Genomic DNA, 20,153 nt, shown 5'->3' with positions numbered 1-20,153 from the left:
CATGAACGACGATGATCGGATTCTCGATGTCTGACCACTCTCAGGTAGCTCACCCGGCTGTATCGGGCGGCGGCCATCTGGACGCAGCGCTCCCGGCGACGGCCGCTCAGCGTGAAGTGTGGGTTGCTCAGAACGTCGATCCGAGCAGTCCGGTGTACAACATCGGACTGGTTGTCGAGGTCGACGGGACGATCGGCGTCGAGCGCGCGGCAGCGGCGATCAAGGCCACTGTCGGGCGAGTCGAAGCGCTGTTCGTGCACTTTCAGGTGGATGCCGACAACCGGCTGATTCAGGTGCCGATTCCGGAGGCGCGCTGGGAAGTGGAAATACTCGACCTTCGGGGCGAGCCGAATCCCGATTCGGCTGCGCAATTGTGGATGGACACCGACATGGCTCGGGTCTTCAGGGTGGACGATCTGCTCTTCCGTCAGACACTTCTGCTGACGGCCGACGACCGAGTCATCTGGTACCAGCGCTATCACCACAGTGTGGTCGACGGGTACGGCATCTCGCTCATCGTCGCCGACGTCGCCGAACGGTACGACGATCCGAATCGCGAGACTTCTGCGCCGTTATGGCCACTCGACGCGGTGGTTGCAGCCGATCTGGAATATCGAAACTCTCCACGGTTCTTGCTCGACCGTCAGTACTGGGTGGAGCGAGTTGAAGCAGGACCGGAAGCGACGCGGATTCTGCATGGGCAGGTGGATGATTCGCTGCCGCCGATCTCGGCGATGCTCACGCTCGATGCCGATCGCGCAGCGCAGCTCTATCGCTATGCGGGAGATGCCGGGATTCGACGAACTCGCCTGCCCATGGCCGCGCTGATCGCGTACATTGCACGCACCACCGGACAGCACGACGTTGTCGTCTCGGTACCGATGGCCGCTCGGGTGGGCCGCGACATGCGCCGCACTCCCTCGATGGCGTCGACGATTCTGCCGCTGAGTATTCGAGTCGAGCGCTCGGAAACCATCGGCCAGTTGGCAACTCGTCTCGACACCGCTCTGATCTCGATTCTCAAGCACGGTCGGTACCGGGGCGAGGATCTCGCTCGCGACATTCGGGCGATCGATCCCGACCGCCAGGTCTTCGGTCCCGGCATCAACTCGATGATGTTCGAGCACACTCTCACCTTCGGCGGTTGCCCGGTGCGCGTGCGTAATTCGGTAACCGGGCGGGTCAGCGACCTGGATCTGAGTGTGCGCGGCGGTCAAGACGGGGAACCGATCGAAATCGACGTCCGCGCCCCGTTCGGATTCGACCGCGAACTGGCTGATCACACCGCCAGAATCGAACAGTTCCTCGATCGGTTCATAGCCGAGCCGCAGCTTCCGATCTCGGCACTCGACCCCATGGCTCCGGCCGAGCGAGAACTCGTGCTCCACGAGTGGAACGACACTGCAGAGCCGCAGCCTGTCACGACGGTGCCGGATTTGTTGCGTAGCAGCTTCTCTGCCGATCGGGGCGCTGTCGCCGTGGTCGACGGCGACGTCCGGCTGACATACGGCGAACTCGAATCTCGCGTATCGCAGCTTGCCGCACACTTGATCTCTCGCGGTGTGGAAACCGAAACCGTTGTGGCGATCGGGCTTCCGAGATCCGCCGAGATGGTGGTGGGATTGTTGGCCGTCATGTGCGCCGGTGGCGCCTTCGTGCCGCTGGATCCGTCGTGGCCCGCAGAGCGCCGCGAATCGGTACTCGCCGATGCCGGTGCCACACTGGTGCTCACCTCCGACGGTGCAGACGACTCCATTCCGGTCGATCTCTCCGTGTGGGCGTACGAGGCCGGGCCTTCGGGCCTGTCCGAGGTCACGACATCCGACGTTCGTATTCACGGCGCCCAACTGGCGTACGTCATCTTCACGTCCGGTTCAACCGGTCGTCCGAAGGGCGCCATGATCCGCCACGAGGCAATCTGTGCAAGGTTGCTGTGGCAGCGGGAGCGGATTCTCGGGTTCGGGTCCGGCGATGCCTCGCTGTTCAAAGCTCCACTCTCGTTCGACATCTCGATCAACGAGATCCTGCTCCCTCTCGTATCCGGCGGTCGATTGGTGATCGCGAAGCCCGAGGGGGAACGCGACCCGCAGTACCTGCTCGACCTGATCGCCGGAGAATCGGTTACCTTCGTCTACCTGGTTTCGTCGATGCTCGACATACTTCTGGACCTGGCGAACGGGACCGATCAGCTCGATTCGTTGAAGCACGTGTGGTGCGGCGGTGAGGTTCTCACGCCTGAACTCTTCGATCGGTTCCGCGCCCAACTGTCCACGACGCTGTATCACGGCTATGGGCCGGCGGAAGCGACCATCGGTGTCTCCCATGTGATCTACCGCGAGGACGCGGAACGAATCGCCACATCCATCGGGCGTCCGAACCCCAACACTCGCCTGTACGTATTGGACGGCGACCTGCAGCCGGTTCCGGTCGGCACCGGCGGCGAACTCTACGCGGCGGGCTTCCTGCTGGGACGCGGATACGTGGGTGCGTCGGCATTGACCGCGTCTCGCTTTGTCGCGGATCCCTTTGTTTCCGGTGATCTGGCCGGATCCCGGATGTATCGCACCGGTGACTTGGCCAGATGGACCGCGGACGGCACTCTCGACTTCCTCGGACGCACGGACAATCAGGTGAAGATCCGTGGCATGCGTCTCGAACTCGAGGATGTCGAAGCCGCCGTGATCTCGCACCCCGGAGTGCGTCACGTGGCAGTTCTGGTGCGTCAAGCACCCACAGGTGCAAAGTATCTCGCCGCTTACGTAAGTGCAGCGTCGGGGACGAACCTCGCAATCGACTCACGGGACATTCGCGAGTGGGCGGCGAGCAAGCTGCCCGACTACATGGTCCCGACCACCGTCACCGTCCTCGACGAGTTTCCGCTCACGGCCAACGGCAAACTCGACCGCCGCGCACTTCCCGAGCCCGATCTCGCCGAACTGAGTGCGCATGTCGTCGCGAGAAACGAAGTCGAACAACAATTCTGCACGTTGATCGCGTCGGCAGTCGGCCTCGATTCGGTGGGCGTGACCGACGACTTCTTCGCACTGGGCGGCGACAGTATCGTCGCGATCTCACTCGTGACCGCGGCTCGTGCGGCGGGTTTGTCGATCAGTCCACGCGAGGTGTTCCAACTGCGCACCGCAGAAGCCATGGCGCGTGCCCAGTCCGGCCGAACGGCTGAGATCGTCGACCACGCGGACCAACCGATCGGCCACGTAGCCACGACGCCGATTGCCGCCAGGGTTCTCGGAGTGTCGGCCGCAGTACGAACCTTCCACCAGCGAGCACTGATTCAGACCCCGTCAGCTTTGACGTCCGAGCACGTCGGGGCGGCGCTCGACGCTCTGGTGGTGCGCCACGATGCACTTCGTGCGACGTTGACTTCCGAAGGAATGCTGGTTGTTCCGGAAACAAACGAAGCGGCTGTGGTCTTCGAAACCTGTGCTCTACCGGCACCGCTCGAAGAATGCGGACCGCTGATCCTCGCCGAGACCGAGCGAGCCGTTGGGCGTCTGAATCCGGCCGACGGCACGATGGTCAGTGCAGTTCTGTTTCGCACTGCGACCGGCCCCGGACGACTGTTGCTGGTCATCCACCACGCGGTGGTCGACGGCGTCTCCTGGCGCATCATTCTCGAGGACCTCGCGCGCGCCGGCATCGCCGCGATGAATGGCGACGACCCCGCACTCGCTCCGGTCGGTACGTCGGTGAGGAGGTATGCCGAACTCGTTTCAGAGGCGGTCGGAACCGGGCGACTGAACACCGAGATCGAATTCTGGGACTCGGTGACGTCCGCACAACAGTCACGTCTCGGGCGTCGGGCACTCGACCCGGCGATTGACATCGCGCGCACCGCTGCGGCGCGATCGATCACCCTGCCTCCAGAGTTCGCCGATCAGCTGTTGGGCAGTGTCCCAAGGGCTTTCGGGGCCGATGTGAGCGAAGTACTGGTTACCGCACTTGCCGTGGCGCTGACCCGCTGGAGCGGTGCCGGATCGGTATCGATCGACTTGGAAGGGCACGGACGCGACGAAGACATCGTTCGCGGCGACGGCGCTGCGCACGTGGACCTGACACGCACTGTCGGATGGTTCACCACAGTGTTCCCAGTTGTGCTCGAGATCGGTACAGCCGCTCCGGATCTCGAGGCAAGCGGCGATTTGGCGGGGGTTCTCAAGAGCGTCAAGGAGCAACTTCGACGCGTCCCGAACGCCGGCTTCGGGTACGGAGCATTGCGATACCTGGGCAGCTCGGATCAGTTGCGGGGTTTCGCAGCGCCGGAGGTGGTGCTCAACTATCTGGGACGCACTGCTGCGTCGGAGGGGGACTGGTTTCCGGTGTCGATGGACGGTGCTGCCGATCCGTCCATGCCGTTGGGACACGCATTGTCTGTCGACGTCGTAGCCGAGGACGCCGCCGGTGGGCCACGACTGCGAGCCACCCTGACCTGGGCGTCGAACATCTTCCTACGTAGCGACATCGACAGGTTTGCGCGGCTGTGGCTGGACTCACTCAAGGCGGTGTCCGGGCTCGCAGCCTTCGGCGGAGCCACACCCTCGGACTACCCTCTGGTGGCGCTCACTCAGGCAGATGTGGACGAGTTGCCGAAGGCTCAAGAGATTCTGCCACTCACTCCGCTGCAGGAAGGGATCTACTTCCATTCGGCGTTTGCCGATCCGGGGGCGGACCAGTATGTCGTGCAACAGGTTGTGGAGCTGACCGGAGCGGTGGACAGTGCGGCGCTGCACCGTGCGCTGCAATCCGTCGTGGATCGGCATGAGGCGCTGCGCACCGGATTCTCAGTCCTGGGCGACGGCCGGGTGGTGCAGGTCGTGCACCCGAGCGTCGTCGTGGAGATGGCAGTAGTCGAGGTGGCCGGCGCTGACGTCGATGAACTGCTCTCCGTCGACCGTGCGCGAGGGTTCGACCTTGCGCAACCGCCACTCGTCCGTTACACGCTTGTCCGTGCATCTTCGGAGAAGTACCTTCTGCTGCAGTCGATTCACCACGCGGTTGCAGACGGATGGTCGGTCCCGGTGATGCTGCGGGAACTGATGGCGTCGTACAGCGTTGGCGATTCCGGCGTCGTGCTCCCGAGTCCGGCGCCGTACCGCAGCTACCTCGAATGGCTGGCCGGTCACGATCACGAGACTTCGGCAGCAGTGTGGAAGAACGCACTGAACTCTCCCGGTCCCGCAGTGGAACTACCTGCCCCGAGCGCCGGAAGCAGCGGAATCCGCGCAACTCGAGTCGAACTGACCGACAGTGACACTCGCGCACTGGCGACCAACGGACGCTCACACGGACTGACTCTGAGCACACTTGTGCATGGCGCCTGGGGATTGGTGCTCGGCCGAATGGCCGGCCGAACGGACGTGTTGTTCGGGTCGACCGTATCGGGGCGCGGCGGCGACCTACCCGGTATCGAGACCATGGTGGGCTTGTTCATCAACACAGTGCCGGCCCGATTGCGTTTCGACCCGGCCGAGCCTGCCTCGCAAGCACTTTCTCGCTGGCAGGAAGAACAATCGCAACTCCTCGACCATCAGTACCTGGGGTTACCCGAACTGCGACGGACCGGTGGACTGGAGCAGAACTTCGAATCACTGGTCGTGTTCGAGAACTATCCCCTCGGTGACACGGCAATCACTGATCCGACGGATTCGGTGCGACTGACGGGAATTCGATTCGACGAGCGACCGGCCTACCCGCTGACGCTGATCGTCGTCCCAGGCGATCGGTTGGCGTTGGAGCTGAAGTACGACGCCGCTCAGGTGGACGGCGACGCCGCGCAGGCGCTGGCCGAAGCTCTCGCAGTCGTGCTCGCCGAGCTTTCCCGCGATCTCGAACAGGTGATCGGCCGGATCGCGCTGGCGCCCGCACAGCCGGGGAGCGTCGGCACTGCCTTGGACCGGACGCGTGCAACGCTGACCGAGCTGCTGCGGGATCAAGCTGACCGTACGCCCGAAGCCACCGCTGTGATCTTCCGCGACGAGGTGTTGACCTACGCCGAGCTTCACTCTCGCGCTGATCGTTTTGCACACCTGCTGCGCGAACGGGGCGTCGGACGCGAATCGTTGGTGGCCGTTGCCTTGCCGCGCTCGATCGAACTGATGGTCGCGATACTCGGAATCGGAAAGGCAGGGGGAGCATACGTTCCCCTCGACACCGGCTACCCGGCGGAGCGGCTGACGTACATGCTGGGCGACGCCGATCCGGTGTGCGTCGTGGTGCCGGAGGATTCTTCACTCGATTCGGGTTCGGTTCCGCGGGTGACGGTATCGGAGTCCGCGCAGTTCCCAGCCGATCCGCTGAGTGTTCCGGGATCGCCCGCGGATGCCGTGTACATGATCTACACCTCGGGTTCGACCGGTCGCCCCAAAGGGGTTGTGGTCACCCACGAGGGTGTGGTCAACCGATTGCTCTGGGCACAGCAGATACGTCCGATGGACGCCTCTGACCGGATGCTGCAGAAGACCCCGTCGAGTTTCGACGTCTCCGTCCCCGAATTCTTCTGGCCGTTCCTGGTGGGGGCAACTCTGGTGATGGCCGAGCCGGACGGGCACAAGGACCCGGGCTATCTGGCCGACGTCATCGTCGAACAGTCCGTGACCCGAGTGCATTTTGTTCCGTCGATGCTCGAAGTGTTTCTCACGGAGCCGAAAGCGGCACTGTGCACTTCCCTCGGAATCGTCAACTGCAGCGGTGAGGCACTGCCCGTTCACGTTGCACGCAAGGTCGCGGACATCCTGCCGAATGCTCTGGTGGACAACCTGTACGGCCCCACCGAAGCTGCCGTCGACGTCAGTTGGCAGCCGTCGGTGCAGGAAACTCCGGCCGACGCCGTCAGCGTCCCGATCGGCGCACCCGCCGCCAACACAGGCCTGTTCGTCCTCGATCCGTATCTGCAGAACGTTCCGGCCGGTGCCACCGGTGAGCTGTATCTGGCAGGGCCACAATTGGCTCGTGGCTACCACGGACGTGGGGGATTGACCTCGGAGAGATTTGTGGCGAACCCGTGCGGACATGCAGGCGCGCGGATGTACCGGACCGGTGACATCGTGCGTTGGAATGCCGACGAAGTTCTCGAGTACCTCGGCCGCGTCGACGAGCAGGTGAAGGTTCGTGGATTCCGCATCGAGCTCGGTGAAATCGAAGCTCAGTTGGCGCTGTGCCCCGGAGTCGCGGCAAGTGCCGTGATCGTCCGCACCGACGGTCCGAGTAGCCGCGCACAGGTGGTTGCCTACCTGGTCGGAGACGTTGACGATGCTGCGGTGCGAGGGCAGTTGTTGTCGGTGCTTCCGGAGTTCATGGTGCCCAGCGCCTTCGTGCGGCTCGAGTCACTGCCGCTGAGTCCGAGCGGCAAGCTCGACCGAAGGGCACTGCCTGCACCGGATTTCGCGGCTCAGGTGGGCGAAACGGTGGGAGGTGTCTCTTCGGGTGTTGCAGACGTTCTCGCCGGGCATTTCGCGACGGTTCTCGGACTGCCCCGAGTCGGGGTGCGCGACGACTTCTTCACTCTCGGCGGCGACAGTATCCTGGCGATCCGACTGGTTAACCTGGCTCGTCGGGATTCGGTAGTACTGACCCCGCGTCAGATCTTCGAATTGCGTACTCCCGTTGCGATCGCCGCAGCAGTGGGTGATGTTGTCACCTCGGTTACTACCGTCACGGCCGACATCGGCGTGGGCGATCTGGTTCCGCTGCCGGTGGTTCACCGCTTGTCCGAATGGACGGGTAGTACCGATCGCTTCAATCAGGCAGTCCTGATCCATTCTCCGGCAACATCTCTCGGATCGATCACCGGTGCGTTGCAGGCCGTGCTCGATCACCACGACGGACTTCGCCAAACCTTGATCCGACACGACCGCGGAATGTGGTCGGCGCGGGTGCAGGAACCCGGCAGCGTCCGGGCAGCGGACGTCGTCGAACGAGTCGACGCGCGGGGACTGGGCGACGCCGAGTTGCGAACACTCGTCGCCGAGCACTCCGAAACAGCGACCAGTCGATTGGATCCGTCTGCAGGGCGGATGATCTCGGTGGTCTGGTTCGATTGTGGTGCTGAGAATCTCGGGCGGCTCGCCATAGTTGCACATCACCTGGTCGTGGACGGGGTGTCCTGGGCAACCCTGCTCGAGGACCTGGCGATGGCCTGGGTGGCGGTCGAGGCCGGAGAGCCCGCCGCACTCGATGGTGTCGGAACTTCGCTGCGCACCTTCTCCCGCACGGTGGCCGAACACGCCCACAGCGCTCATCGATTTGCCGAACTCGATCACTGGCTGACCGTGACCGCTCCGGGCGCGCATCTGATTCCCGGTGCCGAGGGCTATGCCGTTGTATCAGGAGGCTCGAGGCGCACGGTCACGGTGGACGGAGCAATCTCCGAGGCGGCACTGGGATCGGTTGCGGCAATGGTGGGTGCGGAGGGAACGGACGTTCTGCTGGCAGCACTGACGATGTCCGTCGATCGCTGGCGTCGTTCCACCGGTCGCAGCGAGCGTGAACTTCTGGTCGATCTCGAAAGGCACGGCCGCGAGGAATTGGTACCGGGAACCGATCTGACGAGAACAGTCGGCTGGTTCACCACCATCGCGCCCATGCGACTGCTCGGCGGAACCGACCCGGTAGCCACACTGCGCGAGGTGAAGGAGAGCCTGCGAAGTGCACCGGACGGCGGCATCGGCTACGGGATGTTGCGGTACGTGAATGCCCGTACGGCAACGAAATTGACGGGCCGATCGGAATCTCAGGTCCTGTTCAACTACCTCGGACATTCGACGGCTGCTGGATCGACCGCATGGTCCCTGGCCGCCGAATCCGAAGCCATGTCCACCGATCCCGACGCGGACATGGGAGGGCCGTACCGGCTGATCGTCAATGTCGTCAGAGTGGATTCGGAGCTTCGCGCCGACTTCGCCTGGGCAAGTGAAGATTTGTCGGAGGAGGACGCGCTGTCACTGTCCGACGGCTGGGTTTCGGCGCTCGGTGATCTGTCAGCCGCGGCTGCGGAGCACGACGGGCCTCCCATCCTGACTCCGTCCGATGTGGCGTTGTTGGTCCTGAGTCAGGCCGAGATCGACGCGATAGCCGACGCGAGCCCGGCGGGCGTCAGCCGCATCCTCCCACTCTCACCCCTGCAGGAGGGCTTGTACTTCCAAGCCGGATACTCAGGTGGTGGTGAGAGCGCTGGCGGGGACATCTACACAGCACAGTTCTCGATGGACTTCGGGCACACGCTCGACATAGACAGGTTGGCTGCGGCCGCCCGGACTCTTCAACGACGAAATCCCACCCTGCGTGCGGGATTCGTGAGCGAAGGCCTGAACGAGCCGGTGCAGTTCTTCAGCGCGGGACTCGACGTTCCGATTGCCGTCCACGATCTCCGCGAACTGGACGACTCGGCTGCTCGTGAGCGCGCCGAGGGTATCGCTGCCCAAGACAGAGTGACTCCATTCGACCTGACCGCGCCGCCGCTGTGGCGTATGAGCGTGCTGCATCTGCCCGGCGGACACGATCGCCTGGTGATCAACCGGCAGTTCCTGCTGTGGGACGGCTGGTCCAACGGCCTTGTCGTCAGCCAGCTTCTGGCGCTTTACGATACCGGCGGCGACGACAGCGCATTCGGCGAACCCGAGGGGTCGTTCGAGACCTACCTCACTTGGTTGGCTGACCGCGACGGTGCTGCCGCCGACGAGGCGTGGCGCGGAGCGCTGGCAGGACTCGAGGAACCGACACTTGTTGCCGAGCCGGCGCCGGGTGCCGAACGTCAGCTGCCGGAACGCCGTGATGTGGTTCTGTCGGAATCGCTTTCGCGCTCGTTGCGCGAGCGCGCTGCCGCGTCCGGCGTCACGTTCAACACGGTACTGAACGCAGCGCTGGCACTGGTGCTGGCGTCGGCCACCGGTCGACAGGACGTCGTCTTCGGCTCCACCGTTGCCGGAAGGCCTCCCGAGGTGCCGGGAATCGACACCGTGGTGGGAATGTTCCTCAACACGGTTCCCGTTCGGCTGCAATTGAATGCGAACGAGAGCGTCGAGGAACTGTTGCGCCGCACGCAGGCGGATCGTCTCTCGCTGATGCCGTACGACTACCTCGGCTTGGCATCGATCCAACGTGTCTCCGAGCATCGTCAACTGTTCGATGTGCTGATAGTCCTGCAGAACTTCGTGGACGAGAAGCAAGTAGACGCTCTTAACGCCGCCCACGACGTCAGTGGCAGCGACAGCATCGATCACACGCACTATCCGCTGACCGTCGTGGTCACTCCGGGTACCACCGTCAACGTCAAGTTCGAGTTCCATCCGCATCTGGTGACCGCGCGTCGAGCCGAAGACCTACTGGGTCACTTCGTCGAGTTGTTGCAGAGTTGGTCGCAGGACATGACAGGTTCGGTCGTTGCGACGCCGGTGCCCGCAGTGGCGCAGCAGACGCAGATCCGAGAGTTGCCGGAGAGCACCATTGCCGACCTGTTCGAAGAGATGGCGTCGGCGCAACCGAACGACACGGCACTCGTGTTCGGGAAGCGACGGATGACCTATGCCGATCTCGACGGCGAGATCAACCGGATGGCGCGGTTGCTGATCAACTGCGGTGCCGGTCCGGAAAAGATCGTGGCACTTGGTCTACCTCGGTCGGTGGACATGGTTGTCGCCCTCTTCGCCGTATTGCGTACCGGTGCCGCCTACCTGCCCCTCGAACTCGACCATCCAGCCGAGCGGTTGGCGGTGATGATCGACGACGCGCACCCTGTCGTGTTGCTGACGACCGTTGCCGCCGCACCGAAGTTCGAAGGTGCGGACGTCCGGGCCGCGGACGTCCGGGCCGCGGACGTTCGGACCGCGGACGTTCGGACCGCGGACGTTCGGACCATTGTGCTCGACGAGCCGGACACGGCGGCAAAGAGACTGACGATCTCGGCGCGGGCACTCTCCGCGTCAGAACTCGGAGCATTCGCCCCGGGGACACCGCATCGACTCGATCACCCCGCGTACGTCATCTACACCTCCGGTTCGACCGGCAAGCCCAAGGGCGTGGTCACCGGATATCGCGGCTTGACGAACATGCAGTTCAACCACCGCGAGGCGATCTTCGAACCGGTGATCGCCGCGGCGGGCCGACGCCTGCGGATTGCGCACACCGTGTCCTTCGCCTTCGACATGTCGTGGGAGGAACTGCTGTGGCTCGTGGAAGGCCACGAGGTGCACATCTGCGACGAGGATCTGCGTCGTGACGCCGAGGCGCTGGTTGCATACTGTGACGCGCAGGATATCGACGTCGTCAACGTGACGCCGACCTACGCGACACACCTGATCGACAGCGGACTTCTCGACGACGGTGTAGGACACCACCGTCCGCCGCTGGTCCTGCTCGGTGGTGAAGCCGTTCCGGATTCGGTGTGGAACAAGCTGCGCGACACCGAAGGAACCGTGGGTTACAACCTCTACGGACCGACGGAATACACGATCAACACTCTCGGCGGCGGAACGTCCGACAGCGACACCCCGACCGTCGGCAAGCCGATCTGGAACACCACCGCGCACATTCTCGACGGCTGGCTGCGTCCGGTCCCCGACGGAGTTGCCGGCGAACTGTACATTGCCGGAGCCGGTTTGGCTCGCGGCTACCTCGGACGCTTCGCGCTGACGTCCGAGCGCATTGTCGCCGATCCTGCCGGGGCCGGGGAACGTATGTACCGCACGGGCGATCTGGTGCGGCGACGCAGAGACGGCAACCTGGACTTCCTCGGCCGCACCGACGACCAGGTGAAGATCCGAGGCCACCGGATCGAGCCGAGCGAAGTCGTCTCCGTTCTCGAATCCGACGAACACGTGCGTCAAGCAGCGGTGGTGGTCGACGTCGGAGCGGGTGGAGTCAAGAGGCTCGTCGGCTACGTGACACCTGTGCGCCTCGGCGTCGTGCACGATTACCGTGCGCGAGCACGAGTTCTCCTGCCCGACTACATGGTTCCGGCCGTGGTGATCGAGGTGGAGACACTGCCGATGACCGTCAACGGAAAGCTCGACGTCAGGGCGCTGCCCACGGCTGATTCGGTGCTGGGGGAGCGGAGTGGGATAGCGATCGCGCCCCGGAACCACACGGAAGAGGTCCTGTGCGAACTCTTCTCCGACGTGCTGGACGTGGACGCTATCGGTGTCGACGACAACTTCTTCGACCTCGGTGGGCACTCGCTTCTGGCCACCAAACTGATCAGTCGAACGCGGATCGCCATTCCCAACAGTCTGACCATGCGTGATCTTTTCGAAGCGCCGACTGTCGCGGAACTCGCGGAACGTATTGTGGCCGAGCAGGGATCGACGCGACCGGTGCTGGTCGCGAAGCCTCGACCGGATCACCTCCCTCTTTCTGCCGCTCAACAGCGATTGTGGCTGATCGGGCAGATGGAGGAGAACTCCGCGGCCTACAACTTCCCGATCGTGCTCCGCCTGGACGGTGCCCTGGACGCGGATGTCTTCGCAGCGGCGCTGGATGACGTCGTGGAAAGACACGAATCGTTGCGTACGGTGTTCCGGTTGGTGGACGGAACACCGGAACAGATAATTCTCCAATCGGCGACGGTTCCGGTCGAGACAGTTCATTCAGAGGAATCCGGCGTCGCCGGTGAAGTTGCAGTGGCAGTGGGCCGTCCGTTCGACCTGTCGAACGAGATTCCGATCCGCGCACGTCTGATCCGGGTGGACGGTGCGGTAGTGGGCGATGCCATAGTGGACGATGCCGTAGTAGTCGTGATCGTCCTGCATCACATCACGACTGACGAATGGTCCGATCGACCGTTCCTACGAGATCTGATGTCTGCCTACTCCTCTCGGATCCAGGGCGAAGAACCAGCCTTCGAACCGCTTCCCGTTCAGTACGCGGATTACACCCTGTGGCAACAGGAATTGCTGGGCAGCGCCGACGATCCGGCGAGCGTCCTGAGCACGCAGTTGGACTTCTGGGCGAAAAGTTTGGACGGAGCCCCCGAGGAATTGCTGCTTCCCGCCGACCGGAGCCGACCGGCCAGACCGAGTTTCTCCGGTGGTGCAGTGGTGACACGGTTGGGCGTAGACACAACTGCCGCACTGCGAGATCTGGCGCGAGAGAGCCAGAGTTCGATGTTCATGGTCCTGCACGCGGCGTCGGCGGCGTTGCTGACCGCGCTCGGAGCGGGTGAAGACCTTCCGCTCGGGGCTCCCGTGGCGGGACGCAGTGAACAGGGGCTCGACGAACTCGTCGGCTTCTTCGTCAATACGATTGTGCTGCGCACGGATACGTCGGGTAACCCGACGTTCCGGGAGTTGGTGGATCGCGTTCGCGAGGGAGATCTCGAGGCCTTCGCCAACGCCGACGTTCCGTTCGAAACTGTGGTGGAGCGCCTCAATCCGTCGCGCACTTTGGCACGCAATCCGCTGTTCCAGGTCATGGTCGGCTATCACAGCCGCGAGGAAATGGGCGGGGATCCGTTCGAACTCGAGGAGCACACGGCCAAGTTCGATCTGGTGTTCAACTTCACCGAGTATCTCGGCGATGAAGGCTGCATCGACGTCCAGCTCGAATACGGCAGCGACCTCTTCGATCGCGAAACCGCACAGCGAATTTCGAACCGATTGGAATCGGTGATCGCGGCAGTCGTGGAATCGGCCGACATCGAGATCGGTGACATCGACATCTTCTTGCCAGGCGAACTCGAACAGGTTGTCACCTCGTTCAACGACACCGCCGTCGACGTGCCGGAAGAGACGTTCTACGACGCTTTTGCGCGTGGGGTCGCTGCTACACCCGAGGCGATCGCGGTGCGCGACGAGGCGGGGCAAGTCACGTACCGCGAGCTCTCCGAGCAGTGTGATCGGATAGCCGGTCTGCTGTATCGGCACGGAGTGTCGGTCGAAGACGTGGTGGGACTTGCCGTCCCGCGCTCGGTGGAGATGGTCGCGTCGGTCCTCGCCGTGCTCAAGCTGGGGGCAGCGTATCTCCCCCTGGACTTGAGCCACCCGAGCGAGCGCATCACGTACATGCTTACCGATTCCCGTGCCTCGATACTGCTGTCCACCTCCGAGGAGAGTTCTCGAATCGACGATGTGGTCGGCATCGAGCGAATCCTCCTGGACGATCCGTTGATCCGAGCAGAACTGGAGCAGGCGCATCTCGTCGAGACCCCCAGGCCACCAGTCGGCGTCAGCCACGCGGCGTATGTCATCTACACCTCGGGATCGACCGGCAAGCCGAAGGGAGCCGTTCTCTCCCATGACGGCATTCCGAGTCTTGTTGCCACAGCCGAGGTTCGGATGCGACTGGTACCGCGTTCGGTGGTGATGCAGTTCGCTTCGGTCGGCTTCGATGTCGCGGTATTCGAGTTGGCCATGGCTCTGTGCACGAGTAGCACCCTGGTGATCGTGCCGCAGAACGCCCGGGTTGCCGGGCCGGCGCTCACGGATTTCATGACGAGCAATCGCGTGACTCACGCGATCATCCCTCCCTCGTTGCTCGCCGCCCTGCCGGCAGGATGTGAAGTACCGCAGGGTTGCACCGTGTTGGTCGGAACCGAGACGGTGCCGCCGGAGCTGATCGGACGATGGGCGGAACGGCTGAATTTGCTTGCCGCGTACGGACTCACCGAAGCCACGGTGAACAACACACTGTGGCAGGCGGAACCGGGTTGGAACGGCGCTGTGCCCATCGGAATCCCCGACCCCAACGAGCAGGCGTACGTGCTCGACGATCAACTGCGTCCGGTTCCGCCGGGGGTATCCGGCGAGCTGTACATCGCGGGCCGCGGCCTGGCCAGAGGGTACCTGGGCCGATTCGATCTGACGGCACAGAGATTCATCGCAGACCCGTTTGGTGCGGGCGATCGCATGTACCGCACCGGGGACCGAGCGCGGTGGCGCTCGGACGGCAACATCGACTTCCTCGGCCGCGTGGACGATCAGGTCAAGATCCGCGGTTTCCGAATCGAATTGGGTGAAATCATCGGAGCACTCAGTGCCCATCCGTCGGTGAAGCAGGCGACGGTCGTCGCGGATCGGCAGGGCGAAATCACGCGCCTGGTCGGTTACGTTTCACCGGAACCCGGTGTTGTCGTCGACACGACGGCAGTGCGAACTCTCGCGGCAGTGTCGTTGCCCGACTACATGGTTCCGACCATGGTTGTCGCACTTGACGGTCCGCTGCCGTTGACTCCTAACGGAAAGCTCGATCGCAAGGCGCTGCCCGCCCCGGACTGGTCGGAGCTGGCGGGTGATGTTGCTCCTCGCACGGCAGTGGAGTCCACGGTGGCGGCTGCCTTCGCGGAGATACTGGAACTCCCGAGCGTCGGGGTCCACGACAGTTTCTTCGAACTCGGTGGGCATTCGATGGCATCGATGAAACTGGTCGGTCGCATTCGCGAAGCGTTCGGCGTGGACGTCAGTATCCGAGACGTGTTCGACGCGCCGAGTGTTGCGGAGTTGGCGGCCGTCGTCGCGCGTTCGGAAGGTGGGCGTCCGATCCTCGCGCCGGCGGTGAAACGTCCTGAGACGATGGGTCTGTCTGCGCCGCAACGTCGTCAGTGGGAGTTGTTCCGCGCGGCCGGCGAGCACCCGCAAGCAAGCCACGCTCTGGCGCTGACCCTGAAATCGAAGATCGATCCGGAGACTCTCGGGCACGCCTTGGACGATGTGACGTCGCGGCACGAACCCTTGCGGACCACCTTCGTCCAGGTCGACGGCATCGTCGTGGCAAGAGAATCGGTTCGACCGACTGTCGATGTGGTCGATGTCGGCGCCGGCGATGTGGGTCGAGTGGTGTTCGAACTGGCTCAACTTCCAATGGATCTGCGTGAACAATCGCCGTTGCGGGTTCATCTGGTGCTCGGTGAAGACGGCTCTCGGACACTGCTTCTCGTCATGCACTACATCGCCGTCGACGAGTGGTCCGTTGTGCCCTTGCTGGGAGATCTGGTCTCGGCGTATGTAGCCAGGTCGCAGGGAGATCAACCGATCTGGGACGAATTGGCGTTGACGTACGCCGACTACACCGTGTGGTCGGACGAGCTGTTGGGAGATCCCCTGGACGACACCAGTCGTGCGTCGAAGCAACTTGCGTATTGGCAGGATGCGCTCGACGGAATACCGACCAGTGTGAATCTTCCGTTGCCGGAAGGTGACTCGGAGCCTCGAGGTGACGTGGTTGCCGTCGACATCGACGCGGATCTGCACGCCAGAATCGATGCTCTGGCTGCGCGCACCGGCACGAGCATGTTCATGGTCCTGCAGGCCGCACTGGCCAGTGTTCTCACGAAGGCTGGAGCGGGTACCGATCTTCCCATCGGTTCATTGGTTGCGGGCAGGTCGGATCCCCGTCTCGAACCGATGATCGGATCCTTCTTCAATGTTGTTCTCCTGCGCACAGATACGTCCGGTAGTCCGACGTTTGCAGGATTGCTGGCTCGCATCCGGGAAAGCAATCTGGAAGCGCTGAGCAATCAGGACGTCTCATATGTGTATGTCGGGCAGGCGCTGGGTAATCCGGCGTCCATGAGACCTCAGGTGATGGTGATCCATCACCAACAGGCGGATTTGGACGGGCTCGGCGACTTCGGTTCTCTGGTACCGATTCCGGTGGGAGTGCCCGATGCGGATGTGACGTTGAGTTTTTACGAGCCGGTCGGCGAAGGGCCTGTTTTTGCAACTCTCGGGTTCCGTGCCGACCTCGTCGATGCGGGCGCGGTCCGCGAATGGGCAGGTCAGCTGGTCGAGGTGATCGAGGCGGCGGCGCTCGTCGAAGGCGATGACGTGAGCGAGGGGGCGAAACTATGACATACGTCGCATCCTTCCGCGGGGTCGACCGCTATACGGGGGCTCACAGTGTTGATACCCTCACCTCATTAAGGGTAGCCTTTGCTACTTACTTCGGGACATCGATTGGCGGCCGTACCAGGTCGTCCCGTCGGGGATGGACTACCTGTAATGAGTGAATCACCGAGAGACTCCAGCGCCGAACCCGCAGTGGTCGACATCGTCGGCGTCGGGTTCGGTCCGGCCAACCTTGCGCTGGCCATCGCTGTCGAAGAACACAATGCAAATTGCGCAGCCGTTGATCGGGTGAACGCGCGGTTCTTCGAAAAGCAGTCTCAGTTCGCGTGGCATCCCGGGATGCTGCTCGACGGTGCCACAATGCAGATCGCGTTTCCGAAAGACCTGGTGACGTTCCGGAACCCCCAGAGCGGATACAGCTTCTTCTCGTATCTGTTCGAGCAGGGTCGACTGGTCGACTTCGTCAACCACCAGACCTTCTTTCCCACGCGCCACGAGTTCAACGACTACCTGTGCTGGGCGGCTCGTCGGGTCGATGCGGACGTGCAGTTCGGAACAACCGTCGACGGGGTCGAGGGCATCAGGAACCCCGACGGCGTGGTCGATCGCTTTGCGGTTCGCACAGCCGACGGGGAAACGGTGATCGCGCGCAACATCGTCGTCGGAGCAGGGCTGAAAGAGCGGATCCCGGAGTGGGCGACGCCGTCGTCCCGGTGCTTCCACAATCACCAGTTCCTCTTCCACCTCGAAGCAATGCCCGAGCCTGTGCACAACAGGTTCGTTGTTCTCGGCGCCGGCCAGAGTGCCGCGGAGATCGTCGACTACCTGCACGCGAACTACCCGAACGCCGAAGTCCACAGTGTTTTTGCCCGCTACGGCTACAGCCCGGCAGACGACAGTCCCTACGCAAATCGCATCTTCGATCCCGAAGCCGTCGATCAACTGCACGGTGCCGACGCCGCGGAACGACGTCGACTTCTCGATTTGCACCGCAGTACCAATTACTCGGTCGTCGACATCGAACTGATCAACAAGCTCTATGCCACCGAATACCAGGAGATGGTCCGCGGGCCGCGGCGACTGTTCATGCGTCGGGCCTCGGAGATCACGAGTGCTGTCGAGACCGAATCCGGCATAGAACTGGCTGTCCGAAGCAATCTCGACGGCTTGACCGACACGCTGTCGTGCGACGCACTCATTCTGGCCACGGGTTTCACCCCGGCACCGCTGGACAATTTGTTGGGTGAACTCGTGCCGGATTCGTCCGTTCCGCGTAACGTCAGTCGGGATTATCGACTGGCTGTAACGGAGGACGTGACAGGCGGTATCTATCTGCAGGGTGGGACAGAACAGACTCACGGATTGACGTCGTCGCTGCTGTCGAACGTGGCAGTGCGGGCGGGGGAGATTCTGGCGTCGGTACTGAGCCACCAGAACCGAACTGGTGCGCTTGCTAGTCTGGGCGCACAAGACACGTACGTAACGAGTGAGGCGAGATGAGCACTAACCCTTTCGATGACGAAGACGGCCGCTTCTACGTGCTGGTGAACGACGAGGACCAGCACTCGCTGTGGCCCACGTTTTCCGAGGTCCCCGCCGGCTGGCGCGTGGTGTTCGGTGAAGACAGCCGCAAGGCGTGCCTCGAATACGTCGAGGCGAACTGGACCGACATGCGTCCGAAGAGCCTGCGCGAAGCCATGGAAGCCGATCAGGCTGCCGGCGGAAAGCACGCAGTCGAGAGCTGATTCTCTCACCGCTCGGAAACCCCCGAGTGAACAGAAAAGAGCTGGGCATCGTCAGGTGCCCAGCTCTTTCTGCTTGAACGTCGCTACTTCTCGGTGACGGGAACTCGACGCCTGCGCTTGCGGACCATCGGTCGACGTAGCGAGTCCACGCGCATCAGGATTCGTGGACGACGCAGCGTCCGCGCTCCCCATTCGCCGAGCGTCACGCCCGCGGCCAGGGCGCAGCCGATACCGAAGGCCGACAGCAAGGCGGTCAACCCGATCAGTACCTGGTCGTTGAGAAGCGCGTACAGGCCCCGGTACAGCGAAAGACCGGGGAGCAGGGGAGTGATGCCTGCGACCGCGACAACCAGCGGAGGCGTCAGGGCGCGGCGAGCCATCAGACCACCGGCAAGACCGACGACGGTCGCTGCGATCGCGGCCGCGATCACAGGGCCGACGTCGAGTGTCTGCACGAAGATCGACACACCACTGCCTGCCGCACCGCCCAGGAACGCCGCGGTGAGTGCACGACGCTCGGCGTAGCAGGCGAGTGCGTAGAAGACTGACGCACATGCGCCGGAGAGCATGAGGATCGGCAACTGGGTGATGGTGGAGACTTCCACGTTGATCGGTGGAAGCGTCGAACCCAACATCCCGGTCATCCGCAGTGAGACTGCGACACCTGCGATGATGCCGCCCGTCATCATCACCACTTCGAAGAATCGCGCGACGGCCGTGATCGGGGCACCCATGATCGCGTCCTGGACCGAGCCCACCAAGGACAGCCCCGACAGCAGGACGACCACTCCGGCTGCGATGACCAGTGAGGGCCGGATACTGATCCCCAACTGATCCTGAAAGGTATAGAGCGTGGCGGCGGGCGCAGCCGCGATGAGCCCGCCGACAACTTGCTGGAAGAAGAACGGCAGCCCGAACCGGTTCAGTACGCGGTTGACCCGGTCGATCACCATCGTCGTCAAGAACGCGACTGTGGCAACGAGGAACCCACCCCCGAGCAGGACGGAGACCGAAGCCGCCATCGCTGCCCAGGCCATGGTCGCGGTCCACCGGTTGTACGGGTGCGGCGCCGTCGTGATGGCGGTGAGCGCGTCGTGCGCTTGGTCCGGGGTGATCGCCTCACGGCGGATACGACGCGTGAGACGATCGACAGCCGCCAGTCGTGTGAAGTCCATGGAGCGGTAGTGAACGATGCGCATCGTGCTCGCCGGCGGTCGCGTCGGGCCGCGATAGGCAGAGAGCACAATCGAGTTGTAAGTGACGTCGACGTCACACTGAGCAAGGCCGTACGTGGCAGCGATGAACTGCACCTGCTCAGCGGTGTCCATGGCAGCGGTTCCGGATGCGAGGAGGACTTCGCCCACCCGAACCGCGAGGTCCAAGACCTCTGCGACGACGGCGTCGTCAGTCAGGTCGATCGGTTGAAGGGGCGCGGGAGCCGACGTGACCGTGTCGACGGTGGCTTGCCGGTTTCCCGTCAGGCGTGTGAGTACTTCGGTGAATTTCGCCATCAGGGGGCGGAGTGGGAGTTGCGCATGGGGCCCACGCTATCTAACGTGACCCGGGCGCGGCCACCGTGACGGCTTGGATATGATGGCTCCGCAAAGTCAGTCGCGGT

Annotated in this window: 4 protein-coding genes; 3 read left to right on the top strand and 1 reads right to left on the bottom strand. The window is 63.3% G+C overall.

Annotated elements, in window-relative coordinates:
* Positions 1–26: 26 nt before the first annotated feature.
* The 3 genes from QM716_RS25635 to QM716_RS25625 all read left to right on the top strand — a co-directional run bounded on the left by QM716_RS25635 (position 27) and on the right by QM716_RS25625 (position 18,535).
* A complete protein-coding gene (locus QM716_RS25635) occupies positions 27–16,793 on the top strand; it encodes a non-ribosomal peptide synthetase (protein ID WP_283306990.1) in 16,767 nt (5,588 codons plus the stop codon).
* Positions 16,794–16,943: 150 nt separating this feature from the next.
* Entirely contained in the window at positions 16,944–18,290 is a 1,347-nt protein-coding gene (locus QM716_RS25630) for a lysine N(6)-hydroxylase/L-ornithine N(5)-oxygenase family protein (protein WP_283306989.1), read from the top strand.
* Positions 18,287–18,535 carry an MbtH family protein gene (locus QM716_RS25625; RefSeq protein WP_003945538.1) on the top strand — a complete coding sequence of 83 codons (249 nt, stop codon included), beginning with the start codon at positions 18,287–18,289 and terminating at the stop codon, positions 18,533–18,535. The genes QM716_RS25630 and QM716_RS25625 overlap by 4 nt, the downstream gene beginning before the upstream one ends.
* Before the next feature lie 83 nt (positions 18,536–18,618).
* Here QM716_RS25625 and QM716_RS25620 read toward each other — a convergent pair whose 3' ends face one another.
* Positions 18,619–20,046 carry a threonine/serine exporter family protein gene (locus tag QM716_RS25620; RefSeq protein WP_283306988.1) on the bottom strand — a complete coding sequence of 476 codons (1,428 nt, stop codon included), beginning with the start codon at positions 20,044–20,046 and terminating at the stop codon, positions 18,619–18,621.
* Between the last annotated feature and the right edge of the window lie 107 nt (positions 20,047–20,153).

The sequence above is a fragment of the Rhodococcus sp. IEGM 1409 genome, from assembly GCF_030056735.1.
GTDB lineage: Bacteria > Actinomycetota > Actinomycetes > Mycobacteriales > Mycobacteriaceae > Rhodococcus_F.
Note: the sequence above shows the minus strand (reverse complement) of the source record. Positions and strands in the feature narration are given on the sequence as shown.

Excerpts from the sequence above, each read along its gene's own strand:
- QM716_RS25630 (WP_283306989.1), top strand. The coding sequence starts at position 16,944 with ATGAGTGAATCACCGAGAGACTCCAGCGCCGAACCCGCAGTGGTCGAC.
- QM716_RS25620 (WP_283306988.1), bottom strand. The coding sequence starts at position 20,046 with ATGGCGAAATTCACCGAAGTACTCACACGCCTGACGGGAAACCGGCAA.
- QM716_RS25635 (WP_283306990.1), top strand. The coding sequence starts at position 27 with ATGTCTGACCACTCTCAGGTAGCTCACCCGGCTGTATCGGGCGGCGGC.
- QM716_RS25625 (WP_003945538.1), top strand. The coding sequence starts at position 18,287 with ATGAGCACTAACCCTTTCGATGACGAAGACGGCCGCTTCTACGTGCTG.